This window comes from Halorussus ruber, from assembly GCF_004765785.1.
GTDB lineage: Archaea > Halobacteriota > Halobacteria > Halobacteriales > Haladaptataceae > Halorussus > Halorussus ruber.
In genome coordinates, this window is record NZ_SBIT01000008.1 from 162613 (window position 1) to 186384 (window position 23772).

27 protein-coding genes are annotated in these 23772 nt (G+C 66.2%); 15 read left to right on the plus strand and 12 right to left on the minus strand.

The window, feature by feature from the left end:
- Position 1 precedes the first annotated feature (1 nt).
- The 3 genes from glpB to EPL01_RS21730 all read right to left on the minus strand — a co-directional run bounded on the left by glpB (position 2) and on the right by EPL01_RS21730 (position 3439).
- Entirely contained in the window at positions 2-1318 is a 1317-nt protein-coding gene (gene glpB / locus EPL01_RS13780; protein WP_135825854.1) for a glycerol-3-phosphate dehydrogenase subunit GlpB, read from the minus strand.
- Entirely contained in the window at positions 1308-3056 is a 1749-nt protein-coding gene (gene glpA, locus EPL01_RS13785) for an anaerobic glycerol-3-phosphate dehydrogenase subunit GlpA (RefSeq protein WP_135825855.1), read from the minus strand. The genes glpB and glpA overlap by 11 nt, the downstream gene beginning before the upstream one ends.
- Positions 3057-3271: 215 nt before the next feature.
- Positions 3272-3439 (minus strand): hypothetical protein, encoded by a 168-nt coding sequence (locus EPL01_RS21730; RefSeq protein WP_168215916.1) that lies wholly within the window; start codon positions 3437-3439, stop codon positions 3272-3274.
- Between the two features lie 33 nt (positions 3440-3472).
- Here EPL01_RS21730 and glpK point away from each other — a divergent pair, with 33 nt between their 5' ends.
- The 4 genes from glpK (at position 3473) to EPL01_RS13805 (ending at position 7293) form a co-directional block, all read left to right on the plus strand.
- Positions 3473-5014 (plus strand): glycerol kinase GlpK, encoded by a 1542-nt coding sequence (gene glpK / locus EPL01_RS13790; protein WP_135825856.1) that lies wholly within the window; start codon positions 3473-3475, stop codon positions 5012-5014.
- A gap of 83 nt (positions 5015-5097) precedes the next feature.
- The gene (locus tag EPL01_RS13795; RefSeq protein ID WP_135825857.1) at positions 5098-5508 is read left to right on the plus strand and encodes an ArsR/SmtB family transcription factor; all 411 of its coding nucleotides are present in this window, start codon (positions 5098-5100) and stop codon (positions 5506-5508) included.
- Positions 5505-6557 (plus strand): ACR3 family arsenite efflux transporter, encoded by a 1053-nt coding sequence (arsB, locus tag EPL01_RS13800; protein WP_135825858.1) that lies wholly within the window; start codon positions 5505-5507, stop codon positions 6555-6557. The genes EPL01_RS13795 and arsB overlap by 4 nt, the downstream gene beginning before the upstream one ends.
- Before the next feature lie 61 nt (positions 6558-6618).
- Positions 6619-7293 carry an HAD hydrolase family protein gene (locus EPL01_RS13805; protein WP_135825859.1) on the plus strand — a complete coding sequence of 225 codons (675 nt, stop codon included), beginning with the start codon at positions 6619-6621 and terminating at the stop codon, positions 7291-7293.
- Positions 7294-7403: 110 nt separating this feature from the next.
- Here the strand turns inward: EPL01_RS13805 and cutA are convergent, their stop codons facing one another.
- A complete protein-coding gene (gene cutA, locus EPL01_RS13810) occupies positions 7404-7748 on the minus strand; it encodes a divalent-cation tolerance protein CutA (RefSeq protein WP_135825860.1) in 345 nt (114 codons plus the stop codon).
- Between the two features lie 595 nt (positions 7749-8343).
- Between cutA and EPL01_RS13815 the strand changes: the two genes are divergently transcribed.
- The 6 genes from EPL01_RS13815 to EPL01_RS13840 all read left to right on the plus strand — a co-directional run bounded on the left by EPL01_RS13815 (position 8344) and on the right by EPL01_RS13840 (position 12874).
- Positions 8344-8790, plus strand: a complete 447-nt coding sequence (locus tag EPL01_RS13815) for a hypothetical protein (protein WP_135825861.1) — start codon at positions 8344-8346, stop codon at positions 8788-8790.
- A 398-nt stretch (positions 8791-9188) separates the two neighbouring features.
- Positions 9189-9716, plus strand: a complete 528-nt coding sequence (locus tag EPL01_RS13820; protein WP_135825862.1) for a GNAT family N-acetyltransferase — start codon at positions 9189-9191, stop codon at positions 9714-9716.
- Positions 9717-9773: 57 nt separating this feature from the next.
- The gene (gene pyrB, locus EPL01_RS13825; RefSeq protein WP_135825863.1) at positions 9774-10697 is read left to right on the plus strand and encodes an aspartate carbamoyltransferase; all 924 of its coding nucleotides are present in this window, start codon (positions 9774-9776) and stop codon (positions 10695-10697) included.
- Positions 10694-11155: an aspartate carbamoyltransferase regulatory subunit gene (gene pyrI, locus EPL01_RS13830; RefSeq protein ID WP_135825864.1), complete on the plus strand. Its 462-nt coding sequence runs from the start codon at positions 10694-10696 to the stop codon at positions 11153-11155. The genes pyrB and pyrI overlap by 4 nt, the downstream gene beginning before the upstream one ends.
- 106 nt (positions 11156-11261) lie before the next feature.
- On the plus strand, positions 11262-11996 hold the full coding sequence (locus tag EPL01_RS13835) for a hypothetical protein (RefSeq protein WP_135825865.1): 735 nt from the start codon (positions 11262-11264) through the stop codon (positions 11994-11996).
- A gap of 56 nt (positions 11997-12052) precedes the next feature.
- Positions 12053-12874, plus strand: a complete 822-nt coding sequence (locus EPL01_RS13840; RefSeq protein ID WP_135825866.1) for an alpha-amylase family protein — start codon at positions 12053-12055, stop codon at positions 12872-12874.
- 21 nt (positions 12875-12895) lie between these two features.
- Here the strand turns inward: EPL01_RS13840 and EPL01_RS13845 are convergent, their stop codons facing one another.
- Positions 12896-13213, minus strand: a complete 318-nt coding sequence (locus EPL01_RS13845; RefSeq protein WP_135825867.1) for a DdfA family disk-determining factor — start codon at positions 13211-13213, stop codon at positions 12896-12898.
- Positions 13214-13437: 224 nt separating this feature from the next.
- Positions 13438-14001, minus strand: a complete 564-nt coding sequence (locus tag EPL01_RS13850) for an NUDIX domain-containing protein (protein ID WP_135825868.1) — start codon at positions 13999-14001, stop codon at positions 13438-13440.
- 354 nt (positions 14002-14355) lie between these two features.
- On the opposite strand from EPL01_RS13850, the gene EPL01_RS13855 reads away from it, so the two are divergent.
- The 3 genes from EPL01_RS13855 to EPL01_RS13865 all read left to right on the plus strand — a co-directional run bounded on the left by EPL01_RS13855 (position 14356) and on the right by EPL01_RS13865 (position 15749).
- The gene (locus EPL01_RS13855) at positions 14356-14544 is read left to right on the plus strand and encodes a DUF1918 domain-containing protein (protein ID WP_135825869.1); all 189 of its coding nucleotides are present in this window, start codon (positions 14356-14358) and stop codon (positions 14542-14544) included.
- A gap of 109 nt (positions 14545-14653) precedes the next feature.
- Entirely contained in the window at positions 14654-15277 is a 624-nt protein-coding gene (locus EPL01_RS13860; protein ID WP_135825870.1) for an archaellin/type IV pilin N-terminal domain-containing protein, read from the plus strand.
- Positions 15278-15323: 46 nt separating this feature from the next.
- Positions 15324-15749 carry an RNA-binding protein gene (locus EPL01_RS13865; RefSeq protein ID WP_135825871.1) on the plus strand — a complete coding sequence of 142 codons (426 nt, stop codon included), beginning with the start codon at positions 15324-15326 and terminating at the stop codon, positions 15747-15749.
- A gap of 65 nt (positions 15750-15814) precedes the next feature.
- Here EPL01_RS13865 and EPL01_RS21735 read toward each other — a convergent pair whose 3' ends face one another.
- Together EPL01_RS21735 and EPL01_RS13870 are read right to left on the minus strand one after the other, a co-directional pair.
- A complete protein-coding gene (locus tag EPL01_RS21735) occupies positions 15815-15970 on the minus strand; it encodes a hypothetical protein (RefSeq protein WP_168215917.1) in 156 nt (51 codons plus the stop codon).
- A gap of 119 nt (positions 15971-16089) precedes the next feature.
- Positions 16090-16671 (minus strand): DUF2391 domain-containing protein, encoded by a 582-nt coding sequence (locus tag EPL01_RS13870; protein ID WP_135825872.1) that lies wholly within the window; start codon positions 16669-16671, stop codon positions 16090-16092.
- 121 nt (positions 16672-16792) lie between these two features.
- Here EPL01_RS13870 and EPL01_RS13875 point away from each other — a divergent pair, with 121 nt between their 5' ends.
- The gene (locus tag EPL01_RS13875) at positions 16793-17554 is read left to right on the plus strand and encodes an SDR family NAD(P)-dependent oxidoreductase (RefSeq protein WP_135825873.1); all 762 of its coding nucleotides are present in this window, start codon (positions 16793-16795) and stop codon (positions 17552-17554) included.
- A gap of 17 nt (positions 17555-17571) precedes the next feature.
- Here EPL01_RS13875 and EPL01_RS13880 read toward each other — a convergent pair whose 3' ends face one another.
- The 4 genes from EPL01_RS13880 to EPL01_RS13895 all read right to left on the minus strand — a co-directional run bounded on the left by EPL01_RS13880 (position 17572) and on the right by EPL01_RS13895 (position 22426).
- A complete protein-coding gene (locus EPL01_RS13880) occupies positions 17572-18408 on the minus strand; it encodes an enoyl-CoA hydratase/isomerase family protein (RefSeq protein ID WP_135825874.1) in 837 nt (278 codons plus the stop codon).
- Positions 18405-19292: a 3-hydroxyacyl-CoA dehydrogenase family protein gene (locus EPL01_RS13885; protein ID WP_210424156.1), complete on the minus strand. Its 888-nt coding sequence runs from the start codon at positions 19290-19292 to the stop codon at positions 18405-18407. The genes EPL01_RS13880 and EPL01_RS13885 overlap by 4 nt, the downstream gene beginning before the upstream one ends.
- Before the next feature lie 462 nt (positions 19293-19754).
- Positions 19755-21251 carry a zinc ribbon domain-containing protein gene (locus EPL01_RS13890; protein WP_135825876.1) on the minus strand — a complete coding sequence of 499 codons (1497 nt, stop codon included), beginning with the start codon at positions 21249-21251 and terminating at the stop codon, positions 19755-19757.
- Positions 21248-22426 (minus strand): thiolase domain-containing protein, encoded by a 1179-nt coding sequence (locus tag EPL01_RS13895; RefSeq protein ID WP_135825877.1) that lies wholly within the window; start codon positions 22424-22426, stop codon positions 21248-21250. The genes EPL01_RS13890 and EPL01_RS13895 overlap by 4 nt, the downstream gene beginning before the upstream one ends.
- A gap of 386 nt (positions 22427-22812) precedes the next feature.
- On the opposite strand from EPL01_RS13895, the gene EPL01_RS13900 reads away from it, so the two are divergent.
- Positions 22813-23730, plus strand: a complete 918-nt coding sequence (locus tag EPL01_RS13900) for a sodium:calcium antiporter (protein WP_135825878.1) — start codon at positions 22813-22815, stop codon at positions 23728-23730.
- Positions 23731-23772 lie beyond the last annotated feature (42 nt).

Sequence of the window (23772 nt, forward strand, 5' to 3'; positions counted from 1 at the left end):
GTCACTTAGTCACCTCTCGCGCCGCGCTCCGCCCGGCGGCGAGTCCCGTGGCGAGCGAGACGCCGGACCCGGACTTCTCCGCGGCGAAGTCGCAGCCTCCCAGCACCGCACCGGCCGCGCGCAGGTTGTCGAACTCTACCTCCTCTCCCCGGTCGAGGGGTCGCAGGTCGTCGTCGGCCTTCACGCCGAATCGCGCGAAGGGGTGGTCGCCGAAGGCCTCGTCGGCGAACCAGTCGTAGCGGTCGCTCGGATGCGGGACGTGGCAGTCGAAAATCGGCTCCTCGACCCCGTTTCGGTCCGAGTCCACGCCCTTGCCGACCAATCCGCCGGTCGCCAGCACGAACTGGTCGGCGTGGAAGGGGATGGCCGCGCCGTTTCTGTCCACGCGGACCGCCCCAATCACCCCTGAACCGCTCTCTTCGTCCTCCTCGAAGTCCACCACCGGATTCCCGGTCGTGAACCGGACGCCCGCCTCTCGGCACGCTTTCCGGAACTTGCCCTCCAGACGCATCCCCGGTAGGCTCGGCGACCCCATCGGGACCTCGAAGACGGCCGCGCCGAGTTCGGTTTCGAGGTCGGCTCGAATCGCCTCTGTCTCGTGCTGGCCGAGGAGTGCCGGGAAGCCGACGCGCTCGGCGCTCCCGAGGTGGTCCGTGACCGCCTCGGCGAGGGCCTTCCGGGCCGGGAGCGTCGTGGAGACGGCAGGGCGGTTCCCCCCGACTTCGAGGCGCTCGTTCGCGTCGAGGGCGTCGGCGAGTCGGGTCCGGGCGGCGTCGGCCCGGAAGTCCCCCGGGAAGGGAACCGTGACGCCCTCGACTTCGAAGGGAACGCCCGCGGCCCGGAGGTGGTCGGCGGCCAGCGGCGCGTCGAAGTCGGTCACGGTCTCGAAGCCGACCAGCAGGACCTCGCGGTCGTCGCTTGCGACCCCCGCCGCGGCGCTCGCGGGGTATCTGGCGGTCGGCTTGACGGTCCCGCCGTGAGTCGAGACGAGCGCGTTTCGGTCGGTGTGGCCGCCCCGATAGCTCTCGCCGACGACCTCGTCGAAGAGAGCGAGGCCCTCGCGGACGCCCGACTCGCCGACGCTCGCTTGCCGGTAGGGATGGGACTCCGGCAGGTCCGCGATCGCGTCGAAGGGGTCGGCCAGCAGAGTTCCTGCTGAATCGTATCCCAGCACGTCCACCAGTCCGCTGGCGCTCCGGAGCGTCGAGTCCTTGTGCGAGAGGAGTCGCACGTCGGCACCCTCCCGGGCCGCCGCCAGCGCCGCGGTCATGCCAGCGAGGCCGCCGCCGACGACGAGGACGTCGTCCTCAATCGCCATGCCGGGCCTCCTTCGTCTCGCTCGTCTTCGATTCGTCGCCCTTCGACGCTGACGCGCCCGAGTCGAACTCCTCGAACGAAATCGCGTCCTCGCGGTCGGCCGGGTCGCGGTCCCGGTTCATCGTGGTCGCGTGGAGCGCGTAGTTCAGGGCGGCCTGCGAGAGCTGTTCGCCCCAGAGGGCGTGGCGCTCGCCCTTCCAGCGCTCCTGAAAAAGCTCGTCCAGCGCCTCGCGGGCCTGCGGTTCGTCGTACTCGGGATGCAACTCGGCGGCCATCCGGTGACAGCAGAACCCGCCCTGACAGTTGCCCATCGAGGCCCGCGTCCGGATGCGGACCGCGTTCAGGTCGGTGCCCGACTGGTCGATGGCGTCCTGGACCTCGGCGCGGGTGACGGCCTCGCAGTCGCAGAGGACGGGATTCGGTCCGTCGGTGTCCAGCACGTCGTCGGCCCTGCTCCCGAGCCGCTGGACGCTCCGCCTGCCGATGGGCGAGCGCAGGCCGAACTCGTCCATGTAGTCGCGCAGGACCGAGAAGTCCTCGCTCCCCGGCAGGGGCACGTCGGCGGTGCGGCACTCCGCGGAGACGCCGAGTTTGTCGCAGACGTGGTCCGAGATTTTCTCGGCCATCATCCGGTAGGTCGTGAACTTCCCGCCGACGATGCTGGTGAAGTCCGCGAGGCCGTCGCGGTCGGCGTGGTCGAGCAGGAAGAAGTCGCGGGTGATGTCGGTGGGGTCGGTAGTCCCCATCTCAGGCGGTTCGTACAGCGGGCGGACGCCCCAGAACGACCGGACGGTCCGGGCCTCGTCGAGGATGGGAACCAACCGAGAGAGTTCGTCTATCATCAAATCGACTTCCCACTGCTCCTCGGGGTAGTCCTCGGGGTCCTCGACCTCCACGTCGGTCGTGCCCAAGATTGCGGTCGTCTCGTGGGGCACCACGATGTCGGCGTCGCCCTTCGGCCGACAGCGATTGACGACGGTGTCTACCTGTCGGCAGTTCATCACCACCATCGCGCCCTTCGAGGGCCGGACCTCCACGTCCACCCCGGCCATCTCGCCGATTTGCCCGGCCCACGCGCCTGTGGCGTTGACGACGTGTTCGGCGGTGATTTCCTCCGTCTCGCCGGGTTGGCGATGCTCGCGCTTGCCCGGTCCGGAGGTGTGGCGGACTTCCAGACCGCGGACGCGGCGGCCCGACTCGGCGGTCCCGCCGTCGTCCACGAGTACGTCCGTGACCTCGGCGTGGGTCTCGATTCGGGCACCGTGTTGCTGGGCGCTCGCGGCGTTGGCCACGCAGAGCCGGAAGGGGTCGATGGCCCCGTCGGGGACTCGAATCGCGCGCTTCACGTCCTTGGTCAGGTAGGGTTCCTCCTCGCGGGCCGCTTCGCCGGTCAGCACTTCCGCGGGAATCCCACACTCCCGGCACCCCTCCAACTTCTCCTCGAAGTACTCGTCGGGGTCGCCCTCCAACTGGACGAACTGCCCGCCGGTCATCTCGACGCAGTGCCCGGCGATGTCCCGGAGGACCCGGTTCTCCTCGATGCACTCCTCGGCGCTGGCCCGGTCGGAGACCGCGTAGCGACCCCCGCTGTGGAGCAGGCCGTGCATCCGCCCGGTCGTCCCGTTCGTGAGGTTCCCCTTCTCGACGAGGGTCACGTCCACCCCGCGCATGGCGAGGTCGCGGGCCACCCCGCACCCGGTCGAACCGCCCCCGACGACGAGGACCTCGGTGTCGGTCATTCGCTTTGAGGTTAGTTTGGTCGGACTTGAGTCTACTGCTGTCGGGGATTGCTCTCGTTTAGGGGTGCGTCTCGTTGGTCACAGCCTGCGGTCGAGGGAAATAAATATATTTGTTTAATACTTGTATTAATTATATGAATAAATTCATTTGTTTCTTTCTAGTCGGCGGCGGAGGGGAGCCAAAGCAAAGTTAGCTCTAGGCTCGAACCGAGGCGTCACCGCAACCGCCCCGCGACCGCGGGCCACGTCCTCCCCAACCGATTGCGGTCCTCGGCCTCCGTTTCACTCCGGCCTGCGGTCCTCATCCCTCGCGCGACGATGGCGCGACACAGGGTCGCGCCAGCGCGCGCCGACCGCTTTCGCCGGACGAGATTCCGTGGCATATCCTTATCGTGCTGGCACACCCATGAGAGGGCGTGCCACTCGAAACGTACGTCGGAGCCATCGACCAGGGAACCACCGGCACCCGGTTCATGGTCTTCGACCACGGCGGGACCGTAGTCACGGAAGCCTACGAGACCCACGAGCAAATCTACCCCGAACCCGGGTGGGTCGAGCACGACCCCCTCGAAATCTGGGAGAACACCCAGTCCGTCGTCCAGTCGGCGCTCGAAACGGCGGGTCTCGACGCCGACCAGTTGGCCGCAATCGGCGTGACCAACCAGCGCGAGACCACCCTGCTGTGGGACCGCGACACCGGCAAGCCGGTCCACAACGCCATCGTCTGGCAGGACCGCCGGACGACCGACCGGGTCGAGCAGTTGGAACAGGAGGGCAAAACCGAGGCCATCCGCGCGAAGACCGGCCTCGAAGCCGACGCCTACTTCTCGGCGACCAAGGCCGAGTGGTTGCTGGAGAACGCCGACCCCATCAAGACCCGGCGCGCCCGGCCCGCCGACCTCCGCGATAGGGCCGCAGACGGCGAAATCCTGTTCGGGACCGTAGACTCGTGGCTGGTCTACAACCTCACGGGCAACCACGTCACGGACGTGACCAACGCCTCCCGGACCATGCTGTTCGACATCCACGAGATGGACTGGGACCGGGGCCTCCTCGCCGAGTTCGGCGTGCCCGAGGCCTGCCTGCCCGAGGTCCGGCCCTCCAGCGACGAGGAGTACTACGGGACCACCGACCCCGAGAGCTTCCTCGACGCGGAAATCCCGGTCGCTGGCGCGCTCGGCGACCAGCAGGCTGCGCTCTTCGGCCAGACCTGCTTCGACGCGGGCGACGCCAAGAACACCTACGGGACCGGGAGCTTCTTCCTGATGAACACCGGCAATAAGGCGGTGGACAGCGACCACGGCCTGCTGACCACGGTCGGATTCCAGCGGTCGGGCGAACCGGTCCAGTACGCCCTCGAAGGGGCAATCTTCGTCACGGGCGCGGCAATCGAGTGGCTCGAAGACATGACGCTCATCGAGGACGCCGCCGAGTCCGAGACCCTCGCTCGGAGCGTCGATTCGACCGACGGCGTCTACGTGGTCCCGGCGTTCACGGGCCTCGGGGCGCCCCACTGGGACCAGCGCGCTCGGGGCACCATCGTCGGGATGACCCGCGGCACGCGCCGGGGCCACGTCGTCCGGGCCACGCTCGAATCCGTCGCCTACCAGACCCGCGACGTGGCCGAGGCGATGATAGCCGACTCCGGCATCGAGATGAACCGCCTGAAGGTGGACGGCGGCGCGGTCAAGAACAACTTCCTCTGTCAACTACAGGCCGACATCATCGGCGCGGAAATCGTCCGCCCCGAAGTTGACGAGACCACCGCGCTCGGGTCGGCCTACGCCGCGGGTCTCGCGGTCGGCTACTGGGACGACCTCGAAGAACTCCGGAACAACTGGCGCGTGGACCGCGAGTTCGACTCCGAGATGGACGAAGACGAGGCCGACGCCAAGTACGACCGCTGGGCCGAGGCGGTCGAGCGGTCCCGCGACTGGGCAACCGACAGCGATTCGTGAGTTCTGCGAAAATATACGGCGGGCTATCTGAACAGAGATTCACATCGAAGTAGTTATCTGAATGCTCCTTCAATCAGTACTCGATGGCTACTGCTTCATCCCGACTCCGCCGACTCGTCGCAGACGAACTCGGCGAGTGCTGTGACGCGGACGTAGACCGCCGCCTCACGGAACTCGAACGACTCGCGGACGACGCCTTCGCGGACGACGCGAGTCGGCCGGTGTTCGCAGTTCTCGGCAACGAGACGCGGTATCGACTCGCCCGCGTCCTCGCCGTCGCGGACGACGAACTCTGCGTCTGCGAACTCGAACCGCTGGTAGACGTGAGCGAGAGCGCCGTCAGCCACGCGCTCTCGGACCTCGTTGACGCCGGACTTGTCTCCCGCCGGAAGGACGGCAACTGGCGCTACTACGACAGCACCGACCTCGCCGACGGACTGTTCGCCGCGGCCGACCGCGGGGCGAGTGAGGAGAGTGAGGTGAGCGACCAATGAGCGACGATATCGGCGTGCTGGACCGCTACCTCACGGTCTGGATCGGGTTGGCGATGGTCCTCGGCGTCGGCCTCGGCTACGCGGTGCCCGGCATCGCCGACCTGCTGAACGCGGTCACGTTCAACGGGACGAGTCTCCCCATCGCGGTCGGACTCTTCGTGATGATATACCCGATTATGGCCGAAATCGACTACGGACGCATCCCGAAGGTGACCCGAACTGCTCGGAAGGAAATCGGGTTGACGCTCACCTTCAACTGGCTCATCGCCCCCTTCGTGATGTACGGCCTCGCGGTCTTCTTCCTCGGCGGCCATCCCGAGTTCGTCACCGGACTCATCATCGTCGGGATTGCACCGTGTATCGCCATGGTGCTGGTCTGGAACGAACTCGCCGCCGGGAATCAGGAGATGTGCGCGGTCTGCGTCGGCGTCAACAGCCTCCTGCAAATCGTGCTGTTCGTCCCCTACGCCTTCGTCTTCCTGACCGTCCTCCGCGGAACGGCAGTAGACGTGTCTATCAGCCTCATCGCCCAGACTGTGCTGGTCTTCCTCGGTCTCCCGCTTCTGCTGGGCTATCTCACGCAAACGGCCGCCTTCCGGACCGTCGGCGAGGAGGCCTACTACGAGCGAATCGTCCCGAAAATCAGCCCCCTCGGACTCCTCGGCCTGCTGTTCACCGTGGTCGTGATGTTCGCGCTCAAGGGCGAGTACATCGTGAACAACCCCGAGCAGATCGGCCTCATCGCGGTCCCGTTGCTCATCTTCTTCGCCGGGATGTGGGCGCTCGCCTACGGCGCGTCCGCCGCGCTGGGCTTCAGCTACACCGAGAGCATCAGCGTCGCGTTCACCGCCTCGTCGAACAACTTCGAGTTGGCTATCGCCGTCGCGGTGGCGGTGTTCGGCATCGGGAGCAACGTGGCGCTCGCCACGGTCGTCGGCCCGCTCATCGAGGTCCCCGTGATGCTGGCGCTCGTCCGAGTCGCGCTAGCGACGAAGGACCAACTGTTCCCCGAGGCGCAGGGGACCGGCGAGGTCGCGTACTCCGACTGACCCGGCCAGCGTCAGCGGCGCGAACGACCGCTTTTTGTGGTTGACGCCCCCACGGTGAGGCATGCTTCCGCCGCTCGTCCTCGACATCGACGGCACGATGACTCGGCCCGACGACTCCGTAGACCCGCGATTCTTCGACCTGCTCCCGAGTTGGGACGCGCCCGTGGTCGTCGCCACCGGGAAGGCCTTTCCGTATCCGGTCTCGCTCTGTCACTTCATGTACGTCGAGCAGAACGTCATCGCTGAGAACGGCGGTATCGTCCTCTCGGGCGAGGAGGTCACGCGGAACGGCGACGGCGAGGCCGCGCGCCGGGTCGCCGAGGAGTACGTCGAGGCGGGCTACGACCTCGGGTGGGGACCGACCGACCTCACGAATCGCTGGCGCGAGACAGAGATTGCGGTCGCTCGGGACCAGCCGCTCGGCCCGCTGGAGGAGATTGCGGCCGAACACGGACTGGAGGTCGTGGACACCGGGTTCGCCTACCACGTCAAGTCGCCCAGCATCGAGAAGGGCATCGGCCTCAAGTCAGTTGCGCCGCTCCTCGACCGCGAACCCGAGGAGTTCGTCGCCATCGGCGACTCGGAGAACGACGTCTCCACCTTCGGCGTGGCTGGCGAGTCCTACGCGGTCGCCAACGCCGACGCGAAGGCCAAGCGCGCCGCCGACGTGGTGCTGGAGGAATCCTACTCCGAGGGCACCATCGGCGTGCTCGACGAACTCCGGAGTCGGAACTAATCGTCGCTACGCTCGCTTGCGAAGTCGCCGGAGCGCGCCCTTGGCAATCGCGGCGATGGCGACGAAGAACACGCCGACGACCAGCGCCCACGGTCCCCAGTCGCGGCGCATCAGCGACCCTCGCCCGCGGCGTCCTCGTTCACGACTGCTTCGCTCGTGACCTCCTCGTCGCGCCACCGGGCGAACGAGTCGAGTAGGTCGCCCTCCTCGAATCGCTCGACGCAGGGCACGTCGTAGGGATGTAGCTCCTCGACCCGCGATTCGAGGCGGTCGTAGGCCTCGTCGGTGGTCTTGGCCAGCAGGACCACCTCGTCGTCGCGGTGGACCTCGCCGTCCCACCGGTAGACCGACGAGCAGGGGAATCGGTTGACGCAGGCCGCGAGGCGTTCGTCTACGAGGGCCTCCGCGAGGTCCGGTGCCTCCTCTGGCGGTGCGGTGATGTAGGCGGTCGGCATGGCTGTAGCTCCGTCGCCGAGAATCTTAAGAGCCACCGATGAAATCACTCGCGCCCGCTCTCGGACCAATGGCTCAGCCGTTTCCGGTTAGTCGGACTGGCAGTTACGAGGTAGGGCGGCTCTGGCGCCAATAGCGAGGCGGTGAAACCGCCGGGCGACGGTGCTGGCTGACTCGCCAGCTATCTGCCCGCAACCACCTACCAGCGGTCCCGCTTCTCTTGCGAGACCGCTGTGAAGCGTCCGGGCGAGGTTCGTCCCGTTCTCGAATTTAAACCTTCGGCACGCGAGAGCAGGCTGACCAGACCACCGGAACGCTTGGCCGACCAGTCCACCGTGGGCGGGATGAAGGGGGCGCCCGGTCGCGCAACGCTTGGTCGCTCCGCGGCCCCTATCCGAGGCGGGTTGTGCGGAGAGCCGAGGATATGCCGCGGAGCGACCGCGAGCGGGCGGGGGCTTCAAGAAACGTTCAACACTATGTTCCGTAGAATCGACACAAATCGACCGTCAAAGCGAGTTGGAAAACAAAATTCTGTGAACGTCGTAAGTCCGCAACCCGAGAGCTTACACCGGACGCCGCGACACCCCGGCGTGTAAGATGAGCTTCATTCTCCTCCCCATGGACGTGGACCGGCCCGTCCTCTGGCTCCTCGCGCTCGTCGCCATCACCGCGACCGGAATCGGCCTCGGCATCGGGTGGTCGGCGGCCCAGACCTCGCTGGTCGAGATTCAGGTCCGCGACCACGGCGCGGACGCCCCCGTTGAGATTACGCTGGAGAAGTCCGAAAACGGAAGCTTTCACCTGGTCGAGGAGGCCACGCTGAACCCCGCCGAGGCCGACAACGCGACGGTTCGCTGGACGACCCGCGAGACGGGGTGGTATCGGCTTCTCCTCGCCACTCCGGACCGCGAGTGCGAGATGCGGATTTTCATCCAGCGGTCGGGCGACGAGTTGACGGGCCGGATGCTGGCCGATTCGGACGGCGAGTGTCCCGACGTGATGGTGGCGGTAAACGAGATAGAGCGACCGTTCTGGCTGGTATAAGACAATTATAGTTGTCCTAAACACATATTTTTGTTTTCTTACCAATGGTAGAGGTATATTATGGCTGCCGAGTCACCGACGTAAAATTTCTTTCCGTACGACTGTACAGCAGTAGGGTTGTCCTCTTGAAGCCCCCGCGCGGTGGCGGTCGCTCAGCGACCTCTCTCCGACGGACGTAGTTGCGTCGGAGAGAGGTCGCTGAGACGACCATGGGCCTGACGGCCCGCCACCGCGCGGCCCCTTCATCCCGCCCACGGTGGTCCGGTCAGCCGAGCGTCCGCTGGCGATTGGTCCACCGAGCGCCTGCCGGTGGTCTGCTCCATCCACCCTCGTTTTCCGAAATCCGGCCTGCTGTGCCCTCCCGAACCACTATTTTCCCCGCCCGCGAACGCCTCGACATGGCTATCGAGATTCGGCAGGGCAGACTCGGCGACATCGACGCGCTCCAGCGAATCTCCCGTCTGGCGTGGCACGAGGCCCACGCGCCGATAATCGGCGAGGAGACCGTCGAGGAGTTTCTGGACGACTTCTACGACGTCGAGAGTTTCGAGGCTGAAATCGAGGACGACGAGACCGTCTTCGCGGTCGCGGTCGATGGCGGCGACGCCGACGAATCCGACGCGCCGGTCGGATTCGTCTCGGCGCGGCCCGCCGACGACGACCCCGCAGTCTACGACCTCGGGCGGATTTACGTCCTGCCCGAGCGATGGGGCGAGGGCATCGGTCGGCGACTCCTCGCTCACGCCGAGGAGACAATCGCCGAGAGAGGCGGCGAGCGCGTGCAACTCGGCGTGATGGCCGACAACGAGCGCGCGGTGGCCTTCTACGAGGCGGCGGGCTACGAGCGGACCGACGAGTTCTACGACGAGCGCATCGCCGCGCAGGGGTACACCTACGTCGTGCAGTTGCTATCAGAAAGTGAATAAGTTGCGCTCGACTCACTCCGAGAGATTCAAGGCCCACTCGCCCCCGATACACTACCAATGCGGCACGACCACCTCATAACTGCCAAACAACTCTCCCGAGAGAACGTCGAGGCGGTCCTCGACCGCGCGGCCGAAATCGACGCCGACCCGGCCGCGTTCGCCGACCGCCACGACGACGCCGTACTCGGCCTGTGTTTCTTCGAGCCGAGTACCCGGACGAAGATGAGCTTCGAGACCGCAATCAAGCGCCTCGGCGGCGACATCGTGGACATGGGGAGCGTCGAGTCCTCGTCGGTCAAGAAGGGCGAGAGCCTCGCCGACACGGCCCGCGTCATCGAGGGCTACGCCGACGCGCTCGTCCTGCGCCACCCGAGTCAGGGCGCGGCCAAGATGGTCAGCGAGTTCGTAGACGTCCCCCTGCTGAACGCGGGCGACGGCGCGGGCCACCACCCGACCCAAACCCTGCTGGACCTCTACACGATTCGAGAGAACGCGGGCCTCGACGACCTCACCATCGGCATCATGGGCGACCTGAAGTACGGCCGGACGGTCCACTCGCTGGCCCACGCGCTGACCAACTTCGACGCGGACCAGCACTTCATCAGCCCCGAGAGCCTGAAGTTGCCCCGGAGCGTGCGCTACGACCTCCACGAGTCGGGCGCGATGGTCCGCGAGCATACGGAACTGGACGAGATTCTCCCCGCGCTCGACGTGCTGTACGTCACCCGCATCCAGCGCGAGCGCTTCCCCGACGAGAACGAGTACCAGCAGGTCGCGGGCGAGTACGGCATCGACCTCGAAACGCTCGAAGCCGCCAAGGACGACCTGACGGTCATGCATCCCCTGCCGCGGGTGGACGAAATCGCGCCCGAGGTGGACGACACCGACTACGCGACCTACTTCGAGCAGGCCCACAACGGCGTGCCGGTCCGCATGGCACTTCTCGACCAGATGCTGGCAGAACGGGAGGAGGACCGATGAGCGACCATCAACTCCGCGTGAGCAAGATTCCGAGGGGGACCGTCATCGACCACATCCGGGCCGGACAGGCCCTGAACGTCCTCGCCATCCTCGGCATCGACGGCCGGTCGGGCGAGACGGTCAGCGTCGGGATGAACATCCCGAGCGACCAGATGGGCCAGAAGGACATCGTGAAAGTCGAGGGCCGCGAGTTGAGCCAAGACGAGGTGGACGTGCTGTCGCTCATCGCGCCCGAGGCGACCATCAACATCATCCGGGAGTACGAGGTCGTCGAGAAGCAGTACCTCGAACGCCCCGAGCGCGTGGTCGGCGTCCTCTCTTGCCCGAACCACAACTGCATCACCAACGCCAACGAACCCGTCGAGACCAAATTCGACGTGCTGGACGACGGCGTCCGGTGTGAGTACTGCGAGACCATCGTCCGCGAGGACCTCGCGGCCCACATCGCGGTCGAGTAGGTGCGGGATAAGCGACCGCTACCCGGTCGGAAACGTTCCGTTACGTAAGAAAACGGTTAGAACAGTCGTTTTCGTTTATCTTCCGCCTCGGAGTACGTCTCGGGGAATGAGTACACGAGCAACGCTCGCAGTCGCATTCTCGGCGCTGGTTCTGCTGTCAGGGGTCGGTCCGGTCGCGGGGGTCGCAGGCCCCGCAGACGAGCGCGTCGGCGAGGTCCGCGACGAGACGGTCCGGAGCGACGGGCCGGTTCACCGGAGCGACGGGCCGGTCGCCCAGTACAAGGTGTCGCTCAACAACGTGACCATCGAGACGTGGCTCCTCCGGAACTCGACGGTGGTGAACGCGGCGATAGACGAGGTCGTGATTCGCAACGCGACGACCGAAAACGGGTCGCGGACGAACGTGACGCTCTCGAACGTCTCGGTCGGTCGGTTCGACCTCGACAGGGGCCGACTCAAGAACGTCACCGCGAGGAAACTCGTCGTCCGGAACAAGTCGGTGCTCTCGGTCCCCGGCGGCGAGTTCATCGACCCGAACGTCGAGAACCGGACGCTCGAACGCCATTGGACCCGGAACCAGACGGTCTCCGGCGTCGTCATCGACCGCATCGTGGTGGACGCCGCCTTCCTCTGTGGCAACGCCACCCTCGGGTCGAGGACGACCGGGAACGACTCGGTCGCTCCGGCGTCCGGCGACGAGAGGCCCGACATCACCGTCCAGAACGGCACGGTCGGCGAGGCGCTCGTCATCAGCGGCGAGGCCTCGAACTGGTCTGTCGGGTCGGTCCAGCAACCCGGTCTGACCAACGCGAGCCTGCCGAAGGGGTGCAGTCGGGGATAGAGAGTTTTCGCCGCGAGAGCGAATCACTTACCCACTCGGCCCGCCAAGTCGGGCGCATGTTCGGCGTCGTCACGCGCAACGAGGAGGAACTCGACTGGCCGGAGTTCGGCCTGAGCTTTCTGGAGGTCAAGGACGTCACCGGCCGGTCGGCCGAACCGGTACCCGAGGGGGTGAGCATGGTGTCGTGTTTCGGAGACAACGCCGCGGTCGAGGCGAACCCGGACCTCGCGCCCGTCAGCGACGAGGGAGAGCGCGCCACCCGCGAGCGACCTTACTTCGACTGGGCCTACGTCTGTCCGACCCGCGAGGACTACCGCGAGGGACTGCTCGAAATCGTCTCGGACTGCGCCGAGGTCAACCCCGACGTGCGACTGGACGACGTGGGCTTCCCGCGCGCGGAGTACTGTTACTGTGACCGATGCGAGCGCTTGTTCGCCGAGAGCGACTTCGAGGACCGATTCGCGTGGCGCGCCGACGTGATTACCGAGTTCGTCGCCGAAGCCACCGATCGGATTCCGGGCAAGACGTATCTGACGCTCTACCCCGACCCGTACCCGGGCCACCTCTACGAGCGCGCCGGTCTCGACCTCGAGGCGCTCTCGGAGTACGTCGACGAGTTCGTCGTGCCGCTCTACGACATGGCCTACACCACGACCTACTGGCTCGAAACCATCGCCAGCGGGTTCGAGGACGCGCTGGACGTGCCCTTCAGTATCGAACTCTACGCGGTTGACGTGGACGTGGACAATCTGATTCACGCCGCGGAAGTCGCCGAGGCGTACGCCGAGAACGTCTTCTTCGGCTACGACGCCAGCAACGCGCGGGCCGCGCTCCGCCGGAAGAAGGCCGAGTCACGCGACGGCGTCTCCCACGGGTAGCGCCGAGTCGCTCGCCCGGTCCTATCGCTCCGGCGTGACCTCGATTTCGCCGGTCGCGTCCACCGTGACGTGGTGGTCCGCGAACCAGAACTCCGCCTGTCCCGACGAGCGGATGCGCCCGCCGGGCGTCTGGCGGAACAGCGCGTCGAGCGCGTCGGGGTCGATGGATTCTCTCAGCGGTTCGAGGTCCAGCGGGTCCGTCTCCGCAACCGCCGCGACTGCCGTCACCACGACGGTACTCGGCAGTTCCTCGCTCGAATCGTATCGGACCCGATACCTGTCTGTCGATTCGTCGCGCTCGATTTCCACGCCTCTCGGAAGTAAGACTGCTTCGTCCATGTCGTGTTTCTCCCCCGATACCGGCTGCCGACCGTTCTGAACGCGGTTGTGTCGTCCGCCTGTGCGGGCGCGCCACCCTTCCGCTCGCACGACTCACCGCTTTTCCACCCAACGATTCACGTGGTCGAACGCCAGTTATCGAACGTAACGAAAGTAGAGGAACATCATAAGCAATCGCGCTCAAAATTAATGCTCGGTTATCTGAATCGTCGCGTCGAGCGGCGTCACTCCAGCGCGAACTCGCGCCACGCTCGCAGGTCCTCGCGGTCGCGGGTCTTCTCCGGGAGGTCGTCGAACCACCTCGCCTCGGTGATTTCGCCGTCCGGGTCGTCGGGTTCCGGCGTCGGGTCGCCCGCCGGACGGGCCTCGAATAGCGGGAGGACGCCCCACGTCGAGTAGTCCTCGCACTGGATGTCCACGCGGACGTTCATCGCCAGTCCGTCGTAACTCGCCGAAACGCCCGCCTCCTCGGCGAGTTCGCGCTCGGCGGCCTCGCGGAAGGACTCGCCGGGGTCGGGTTCGCCGCCGGGGACGACCCACATCCCGACGCCGTCGTGCCAGACCAGCAGGAGTTCGCCCGAGGGCCGGTAGACGACCGAGTGTGCGCCGTAGGGCGCGCCGGTCTCGGTGATTCGCTCGGCCAGCGTTCGGAACCGCGAGCGCGAGACGCGACGGCTGTGGGTCCGCTCCAGAAAGTCGTCGTAGGCGTCTGTCAGCCGGTGGTACACCTGTTCGGCCTGCTGTTCGGCCTGCGTCGTGAGGTACCACAGGTCGTCGACGGTCGTCATCGGGGCGACGGCCGGACGGCGACTGGTGGCGAGCGAGCGGCGACCGGCTGCGAGCGCGGCGAGCGGACGGTGGGTGGAGAGCGCGAAATCATACTCGGACGCTACTCCGGCGGGCCGAATAAGCCTTCGGTCGGACGATTTCGGTATCCGTCTCCGAACTATCGCCAGCAATCGACGGGAGAACGCCGAGAGTATTGAAATGCCCCTCTCATGCGTGAAGAATAATATAGATCATCTTAACATACAAAATATAGTATTTAAGCAATTATATTCGGGTTTGCCAATCCTTCCTACCTGACTCGTCCTCGGTTGTGAATCAATCGCTTTTTCACGAGTGACCCAGTAGGACGCAACATGGCATTTGAGAAGGAAGACCGCGTCATTCTCCACGACGAACACAGCGACTACGACGGCGAGGAAGGCGAAGTGACTCAAGTCATGGACACCATGTTCGGCGACAGCACCTACACCGTCAGCTTCGAGGACGGTCAGGAGACCGGCATCCCCGAGGACTCGCTGGAAGCCGTCGAAGACGAAGAGTAGCGCTCAATCGTCCGATTTCTTCGGATTTTCCCCGCCCGGCGAGAGGAGTCGCCGTCTTTTCTCACTGCTATATAAAGTATTAAATACATATTCGAACAGAGGTATAGCTATGGACGCGCCGTCGTCGGAGCGACTGCCCGATAGGGGGCAGGTCGGTATCGGGACCCTCATCGTCTTCATTGCGATGGTGTTGGTCGCCGCGATTGCTGCCGGAGTACTGGTCAACACCGCAGGAGTGCTACAGACCAAATCCGAACAGACCGGGCAGGAAGCCAGCGCGCAGGTCTCGAACCGCGTGCAGGTCGCCAGCGCACACGGGAACGTCGCCAACGACGACCACGTGGAGTTCGTGAACCTGACCGTGATGCGCGGGTCCGGGTCCGACGACGTGAACCTCTCGTCGGCCACCATCGACTGGGTCGGCCCCGACGCCGCGAGGACCCTCGTGGGCAAGAACGCCACCATCGAGAGCGGAAAGTACGTCGTCGACCCGAACGGAGACGAGTTCGAGGTTACCCCGATTCAGGACCCCGGCAACACCGTCCCGGTGCTGTCCGACCAGACTGACCGCTTCCGCATCACGATTCCGGCCTACCTCTTGGACGACGACGGCGACGGACTCGAGGCGGGCGAGGAGGCCCAAGTTCGAATCGTCACCCAGCACGGCGCGATTACGCCGTACCGCGTCACCGTCCCCGAATCGCTGACGAATAAAAACGACGTGACGGTCTAAGCCGAACGAAACGCCTTTTTCCGTTCGGGGGTCCTACCCCCTTCTAATGGCCGAAGTTCCCTTCCACTACATCGACTTGCGGGCGTTCTGCTACGCCACCGAGGACGACAAGCGCGTCGAGCAGGCCCTGCGGACCTACCTCCCCGAGGAGTTCGAAATCGAGCGCGCCCAGAGCGAGGGCCACCACGGCGACCGCATCCTCGTCCTCTCGGCGCGCGTCGAGAACGCCGACGAGATGCGTCACGTCCTCTCGAAAGTCGCCGAACTCCCCGACGCGGCGGACCTCATCGACGAACTCGACGACCGGGTCAACGACAACTGCGCGATGTTCCTGCGCCTCGACAAGCAGGCGGCCTACCGCGGCGAGGTCGAACTCGGCGAGGGCATCACCTTCCGCGCGAAGGTCGAAGCCTACCCCGCGAAAAAAGACGCCGCGGTCGAGAACGCCCGCGAGGCGCTCGAAGCTCTCTGAATCGGTCTCGCCGAACGCGACCCCAGAAGGAGTCCGCGAAAAGAGTCCGCGGAGAGGCTCCGCGGTCAGTGGGCCGTGAACCCGTCTATCATCTCGTCGCAGTCCGGGCAGGAGACGAGTTCCGAACCGGTCGATTTGCCGCCGAGCGGCTCGCCGTTGCGCCGCGTCTGAGTCTTCGTCCGACGATTCAAGTCAGAACCGCAGTGTGGACATTCTATCATACGTCTCACCAAAATCCTGTGCGAACAGGTACCAATACCCGCACCACGCTGATATACTTTGTGCCGATGTCGCACGATGATGACGAGTCCCCTCGCAGGCGTCGAAATCCCCCGACGGCTCACGACCCCGGCAGAATGTCGCCGAGGGCGGCGGCCAGCGACATCGGCGCGAACGCGACAGCCACCTGACAGAGTGCGAGCCACGGGTCGGACCACTCGACTCGACCCCACCCTGTCATCAGCGCGGTCGCGGTCACGAACGAAATCGCCAGCACGCCGACGAGTCGGCGCGGGACCACGCCGAAGAAGGGCCGGTAGATTTCGACTTGCTGGATTTCGGCGACGTAGAGGACGCCCACGACCAGCGCGACGCTGGCGGCCACGGTCCCGACGAACGCCGCCGGATTCGCCGCCAGAAAGGTCCCGATTTCGAGCGTCCCGCCCTCCGCGAGCATCGGCACGCCGAACAGCACGCTCCCGACCAGCGCCTCCGCGGCGTCGTGGCGGTCGAACCCCCGAATCACTCGACCGAACGCGCTGGGTTGGACCCGGCGAGCGACCCGAATCGTCTCGCGGACCTGCTGGCGCTCGTCGGGGTCGTCTACGGTCTCCTCCAGCGTTTCGAGTTCGTCGAGCAAGTCGGCCAACTCGGGTTCCGGGGGCGGGTCCGAGGCCGATACCGCCGAATCGGAGTCGCTCATGGCCGTCGAATGATGCTCGGCGGATATAAACGCCGAGGTCCCTCCCCTCGACCAGTCCCCGACTGCGCGCCGCCAGCGCGCAGTCGCAACCGCCAAGACCCCGGCGTGCCGTGGTTGTGGTATGCCAGCAGCACTCGTTACTGGTTCCTCGCGGGGCATCGGCCGAGCAATCGCCGAGCGGTTCGCGCGCGACGGCTACGACGTGGCGGTCAACTACGTCTCCAGCGCCCAGAAGGCGCGGGCGGTCGCCGAGTCGATTCAGCGGGAGACCGACAGCGAGGCCGTCGCGGTCCGGGCCGACGTGGGCGACCCGGACGACGCCGCCGACCTCGTGGAGGCGACTGTCGAGGCGTTCGGCGACCTCTCGCACGTCGTCAACAACGCTGGCATCGACCAGCACGTCCACACCGAAGACCTCTCGCCGGAGGACTTCGACCGCGTGATGGACACCAACGTCAACGGCGCGTTCAACGTGACCAAGGCCGCCCTGCCGCACCTGAAGGAGTCCGCGGCGAGCGAAAAGGCGGACGCCGACTCCGCGCCCACGCCCTCGGTCACCAACGTCTCCTCGATTCTGGCCTACACGGGCGCACCCATCGAGTGCCACTACGCGGCCTCGAAGGCCGGACTTCTCGGCCTGACCAAGAGCCACGCCGGGGACTTCGCGCCCGAAATCCGGGTCAACGCCATCGCGCCGGGCCACGTCGAGACCGACATGACCGCCGACCGTACCGAGGAGGAGGCGAAATCGGAGATGGAAAAGATTCCACTCGACCGGTTTGGGCAACCCGCGGACATCGCGGAGGCCGCCGCCTACCTCCGAGACGCCGGCTTCGTCACGGGCGAGACGCTGAACGTCAACGGCGGCGAACTGATGCGATAATCGTCATTCTAACCGGGCTACTTCCCTTCCCACTCGGGGTCGCGGTCCTCGAAGAAGGCGTCGATGCCCTCGTTTTTGTCCTCGGAGGCGAACAGGTGGGCGAACAGTTCGGCCTCGTACTCGATGCCCTGCTCCAAGTCCATCCGACTGGAGGCCTTCACGGCCTTCTTCGCAAATTCGAGCGCGAGCGGACTCTTCTCGGCCATCGACTCGGCGAGGTCGTAGACGCGGTCCTCGAACTCCTCGTCGTCGTGGACCTCGTCCACGAGGCCGATGTCGCGGGCCTCTCGGGCGTCGATGAGCTCCCCGGACAGAATCAGCTTCATGGCCTGCCCTTCGCCGACGAGTCGGGCGAGGCGCTGGGTGCCGCCGCCGCCGGGCATGATGCCGAGGTTGATTTCGGGCTGGCCCAGTTTGGCTCCCTCGCGTGCGATTCGGGTGTCGCAGGCCTGAGCGAGTTCGCACCCGCCGCCCAGCGCGTGACCGTTGATTGCGCCGATGACCGGCTGTTCGAGGTCGTCGACGTACTCGTAGACTCGGGGGCGCTTGCTGGCCTCGCGCTGTTCGAGGGGACCGCGCTCGCGGAGTTCGGTCACGTCAGCGCCCGCCACGAACGCGCCGGACTCGTCGGAGCCGGTCAGTACGACCACGCGAACGTCGCTGGCCTCGATGGCGTCGAGGACATCTTTCAGCTCTGCGCGAAGTTGGGCGTTCAGCGCGTTGCGGGCGTCGGGCCGCGAGAGCGTGACGGTGGCGACGTTCTCGACGCGCTCGCCGACCTCGACGTTGACGGTCTCGCACTCGTCTGCGACCTGTTCGGGCGTGCCCACGGCTTCTCCGTCTTCGTCGCTCATTCCTCGTCACCCCAGTCGCCGCTGGTCCCCACGATTTCGCCGTCCTCCCAGACGTAGAAGCCCTCGCCGGTCTTCTTGCCGAGCTTTCCGGCCCGGACCTTTCGGCGCAGGATTTGGGGCGGGCGGAACCGCTCGCCCAGCTCGTCGCGGAGGTGTTCGAGGATGTCGAGGCGCACGTCGAGACCCACCACGTCGCCGAGTTCGACCGGCCCCATCGGGTGGTTGTAGCCCAGTTCCATCGACTGGTCGATGTCGCGGGGGCTGGCGACGCCCTCCTCGACCATCCGCATCGCCTCGACGCCGAGCGCGACGCCGAGCCGCGAGGAGGCGAAGCCCGCGGTGTCCTGCACTTCGATGGCTGTCTTGCCGATGTCCTCGATGTAGTCGGTGGCGAACGCGACGGTCTCGTCGTCGGTCTGCTCGCCCACGACGACCTCCACGAGTTGCATGATGTGGACCGGGTTGAAGAAGTGCAGCCCGATTCCCCGGCCGGGTTCGTCCAGCGCCGAGACGATTTCGGTCACGGGGAGCGACGAGGTGTTCGAGGCGATGATGGTGTCCTCGGACACCTCGGCCTCCACGTCCTCGAAGGTCTCCTTCTTGAGGTCCACGTCCTCGGGGACGGCCTCGACCACGAGGTCGGCGTCCGAGACGGCCTCCGCGAGGTCCGTCGTGCCCGAGATGCGGTCGAGGGTGGCCGCCTTCTCCTCGGCGGTGACTTTGTCGCGCTCGACGCCGCCTTGGAGGTTCTGCTCTATCGAGGAGATGCCGTCGTCCACGAAGTCCTCCTCGATGTCCCGAATCGTCACATCGTGGCCCGCCATCGCGGAGACTTGCGCGATACCGTGGCCCATCGTTCCGGCTCCGAGTACACCGATTTTCAGGTCTCTCATGTCGGGTAAAACGGCGTCCGGAGTGGGGTTAAGCGTTTATCTCTCGGCATTCTTCGGGTGGTTTTGGGTTGGATGGGCGTTCTTCGTGAGCCAGAGAAATGGAGTTAACAGGGTCGAGTCGTCTCGAATCCGGACCATCTACCGCGACTGTACCGGAAACGAGTACGAACCGACAAAAGCTAGCTCCGACCTCGGACGAGACGCCTACCACGACCACACCGCAGATTACAGCGAATCGGCAGAGCTACCTTCAGGCTTGAACACAGGAGTCTCCGCCCCGCACAGCACCGCACCTCGTCCTCCCCAACCTCCTCGCTCGCTCCGCTCGCTCGTCCCTCGCGCGGTTGGCGCGGCCACGAGGGCCGCGCCAGCGCACGCCAAACGTTAAAGAACTATCTATACGTGTTAAAGAAATGAATATGAGTGTTTAAGAAATGTATATGTTGTTATCTGTCACTTCGTTCCCTGCGGGCGGATTTTAAACCCGTACCGCGTCACGCCCTCCTGTGTGTAGATGCGGCGCATCGTCGTCTCCACGCGGTCGCCGATTTCCACGCTCCCAGCCTCGACGCCGACGACCTGCGCGGGGATGCTGGCCTCGCCGCCGTCCGGCCCCTCCAGAGCCACCACGGCGACGCCGAAATCACCGGACTGGGCCTGCTGTTCGGCGAACTCGGGCGGCGCGCCGCCCTGCGAGATGACCGTCGCGGCCTCGACGGTGCCCTCGCCGGTCAGTTCCACCGTCTCGTAGTCGTCCACGAGCGATTTGCAGGCGTTACAGGCACCTTCCGGCGGGAAGTTCAGACTCCCGCAGTCGGGGCATTTCCCCGCCAGCAGGCGGTGGCGCTGGTCCAAGGTCCGCTTCCACGAGGGCACGCTGACGTAGGCCCCGCCGCCGTCCGGCGGGCCGGAGGTCAACTCGCCGCGCTTGCGGAGGTACTCGGCGTAACTGACCTCCTCGCCGTCGTCCAGCGCGAGCGAGGCGGGGATTCCCTCGCCACCCTCTCCCGCGCTTTCGACCAACAGCGCGTCAGCGCCCGCGCCGCTTCCGAACGAGGCCGCCAGAACCGTCTCGGCACCCTCCGCGAGGGCCTTCGCAATCCCGAGCGGGACGCTCGCCGCGCCCGTATCGCCCAAGTCGTGGACCGTCGCACCTGCCTGAATCGTCTCGGTGCCGACGCCGAGCGCGCCCGCCGCGCGGTAGGGCAGCTTGCCGTTGGGGGCCTGTACCGCGGCGGCGTCCACCGCTTCGGGGTCGAAATCCAATCGCTCGACCGCTCCGGCCAGCGTCTCGGTGAACGCCTGTCGCTCGTACCCGGTCGCGCCGAGGCCCTCGACCGCTTCGGACCCCGAGCGCCGGAAGCGCGTGCCGGGGTACTCCTCGGCGTACTCGCCTCTCGCGGCGATTTCCGCTCCGCTCGCGTTCCCGGCCGCGTCCCCGGCGGCGTCCCCACCGGATTCCGAGAGAACGAACGCGGCCGCGCCCGCTCCGGCGGCGTGGTCCTCCGAGCTATCCGGTTCGCCCCGCGGGCAGTCCGCGGCGACGACCAGACCGACAGCATCCTCACCCCACGGCCCGGCCGAGAGCGCGGCGTCGAGCGCCCGGGTTCCGGCCCGCGTGCTTCCGGTGAGGACGTGGCGCGTCGCGTCGTCGGGAACCGAGAGCATCCCGCCGAGGCGGGCCGAGAGGTCCTCCTCGGCCAGCGGCGGCGTCGTGGAGGCGTATATCAAAAACGATACGTCCGCGCCCGCGAGGTCGGCGGCGTCGAGCGCTCGCCGAGCGGCCTCGTAGCCCATCGTCAGGGCGTCCTCGTCGGCGTCGGGGACCGCCTTCGAGTTGACGCCCGCGGCGTGGAACTGTCCCCACGCCTGCCGGAACTCCTCGGCCGAAACGCGGAATCGGGGCGCGTAGGCTCCGACCGCCTCGATTTTGGGATTTTCGTCCGTCATGCTTCCACCTCCCGTTCCTTCTCGAAGACGTGAACCACGGCCCCGCCGCCGCTTCCGCCGACGTTGTGGGTCAGGCCGCGAGTCGCGCCCTCGACCTGCCGGTCCCCGGCCTCGCCGGAGAGCTGCTTGAAGGCCTCGGCCACCTGTCCCGCACCGGTCGCGCCGATGGGGTGGCCCTTCGACTTGAGGCCGCCGGAGGTGTTGACCGGAAGGTCGCCGTCGAGCGCGGTCTTTCCGGACTCGACTAGCTCGCCGCCCTCGCCGGGTTCGCAGAAGCCGAGGTCCTCGTAGGCCAGAATCTCGGCGATGGAGAAACAATCGTGGACCTCGGCGAAGTCCACTTCGTCGGGGGTGATTCCGGCGCGCTGGTAGGCAGTCTCGCCAGCGCGCTGGGAGGCCTCGATGCCGGTGTAGCTATCGCGCTGGAAGAGGCCCACCGCGTCGCTGGCCGCGCCGACGCCCGCGACTCGGATGGGGTCGTCGGTGTACTCCGAGACGACCTCCTCGCTGGCGATGACCGCGCAGGCCGCGCCATCCGTGGTCGGACAGCAGTGATACAGCGTCAAGGGGTCGGCGACCGTCTGGGCGTTCTCGGCGTCGTCGAGCGAACACTCGAAGCCCAACTGGGCGTGAGGGTTCTTCGCGCCGTTGCGGTGGTTCTTGACCGCGACGTGCGACATCTGCTCGCTGGTCGTCCCGTACTCGGCCATGTGGGCGTCGGCCATCTGGGCGTAGACCCCGGCGAAGGTGGTGCCAGAGAGTCGCTCCCACTCGGTCTCGCCCGAGACGCCGAGCCAGTACTTGGTGGCGTCGCCGGACATGTCGGTCATGATTTCGACCCCGCCAGCGAGCACCACGTCGGCCATGCCGGACTTGACGGCCTGTACCGCCTGCCGGACCGCGTACCCGGAGGCGGCGCAGGCGTTCTCGACTCGCGTGGTCGGGATGCCGTGGAGACCGACGTGTTCGGTGGCGGCCGGTCCCGAGAGTCCCAACTGTCTGCCGCCCACGCCGAGGGTCCCGACGACCGCCTCGTCTATCTCCTCGGGGTCGAGACCCGCGGGAACGGAGTCGCGGGCCGCCTCGAACGCGGTGCGGAACAGCGACCGGTAGCTTTCGTCGGGGAACGACCCGAAGTCGGTCTGGGCCGCGCCGACGAGATAGGCGTCGCGCATAGATGGGAACTCGCGGCCGGACCGGATAGGTGTGACGTTCTGCGGGCCACCGCAGCGTACTGGCGAGTCCCGAACGGAGAAACCTATTGTTTTATTAATCTTTCTAATACAAAATATATAAGTTCTGTAAATTAAACTATTCGTATAGGAGGTGAAAAAGTCATGACCTTCCCGTTCCCGTGGACTCCGATCTACCCCCTGCTTTAGACGCACAGTCATCGACAACCATCGCGTTGTTTAGCGAGTGGTAAGCGAGTCGACGTTGCGGACCGGTACCCGTCGGTTTCCGGGTACCAGATTTCTACGCGGCCACGGAGTCGCTCGCCGAGGAGTAGCGTTCGCCGCCGGTCGTGGTTATAAAAGACTCCGCGTCGTCGTGTGAGACGATGCTGGTGGAAGTCGCCGGTTTTCTCGCCGGATTGGTCCTCTTAGTCTACGGGGCGGACAAGACGGTGCGCGCGGCGGGCGAACTCGCGCTCTACTACGGCGTCTCGCCGTTCTTCGTCGGCGTCACCGTCATCTCGGTCGGCACGTCGATTCCCGAGATGACCACCTCGGTGTACGCCTCCTTCTACGGGGCCGGGGACCTCGTAGTCGGCAACATCGTCGGGTCCGAGACGGCCCAAATCACCCTCGCGGTCGGCATCGTCGCGCTGGTCGCGCCCGTGGTCGCCGAGCGCCGGAACGTCCTCATCTACGGCGGCGCGATGATACTGGCGATGATCATCATGATTCTGACGCTGGAGGACGGCATCACGCGCTCGGAGGGCGTGCTGATGGTGCTCTCGTACGCGGTGTTCGTCCACGACCTCTACTCGAACGAGGGCGGCGAGGAGATAACCGAGGAGGTCGTGGACGAGCGCGAACCGCCCGAGCGGGCCCTCCCGTGGATTCTCGGCGGCCTCGCGCTGGTCGTGGTCGGCGGGCACCTGCTCGTGACCAACGGGACCGCAATCGCGCGCCTCCTCGGGATTCCGGAGTTCGTCGTGGGCCTGCTGACCGGTCTCGGTACGACCGCGCCGGAAATCGCGGTGGCCGTCGTCGCGGCCAGAGGGGGCCGCGAGGGCATCTCGGTCGGGTCGCTGCTGGGGAGCAACATCACCGACCCCGTCTTCTCGCTGGGCGTCGGCGCGCTGGTCGCCGACGTAGTGGTCACGGACTTCGGGTCGGTGATGGCCTCGACGACCTACATGCTCGCGGTCTCGCTGGTGGTGCTTGGCCTGCTCTACTGGCGGCGGGGATTGGACCGGGTCGGGGGCGTGGTGTGTCTCCTGCTGTATCTGCCGTCGTTCGCGCTGTACTGACCGATTCGCTGCTCTCGACAATCGCCGAGACGATACTTCGCC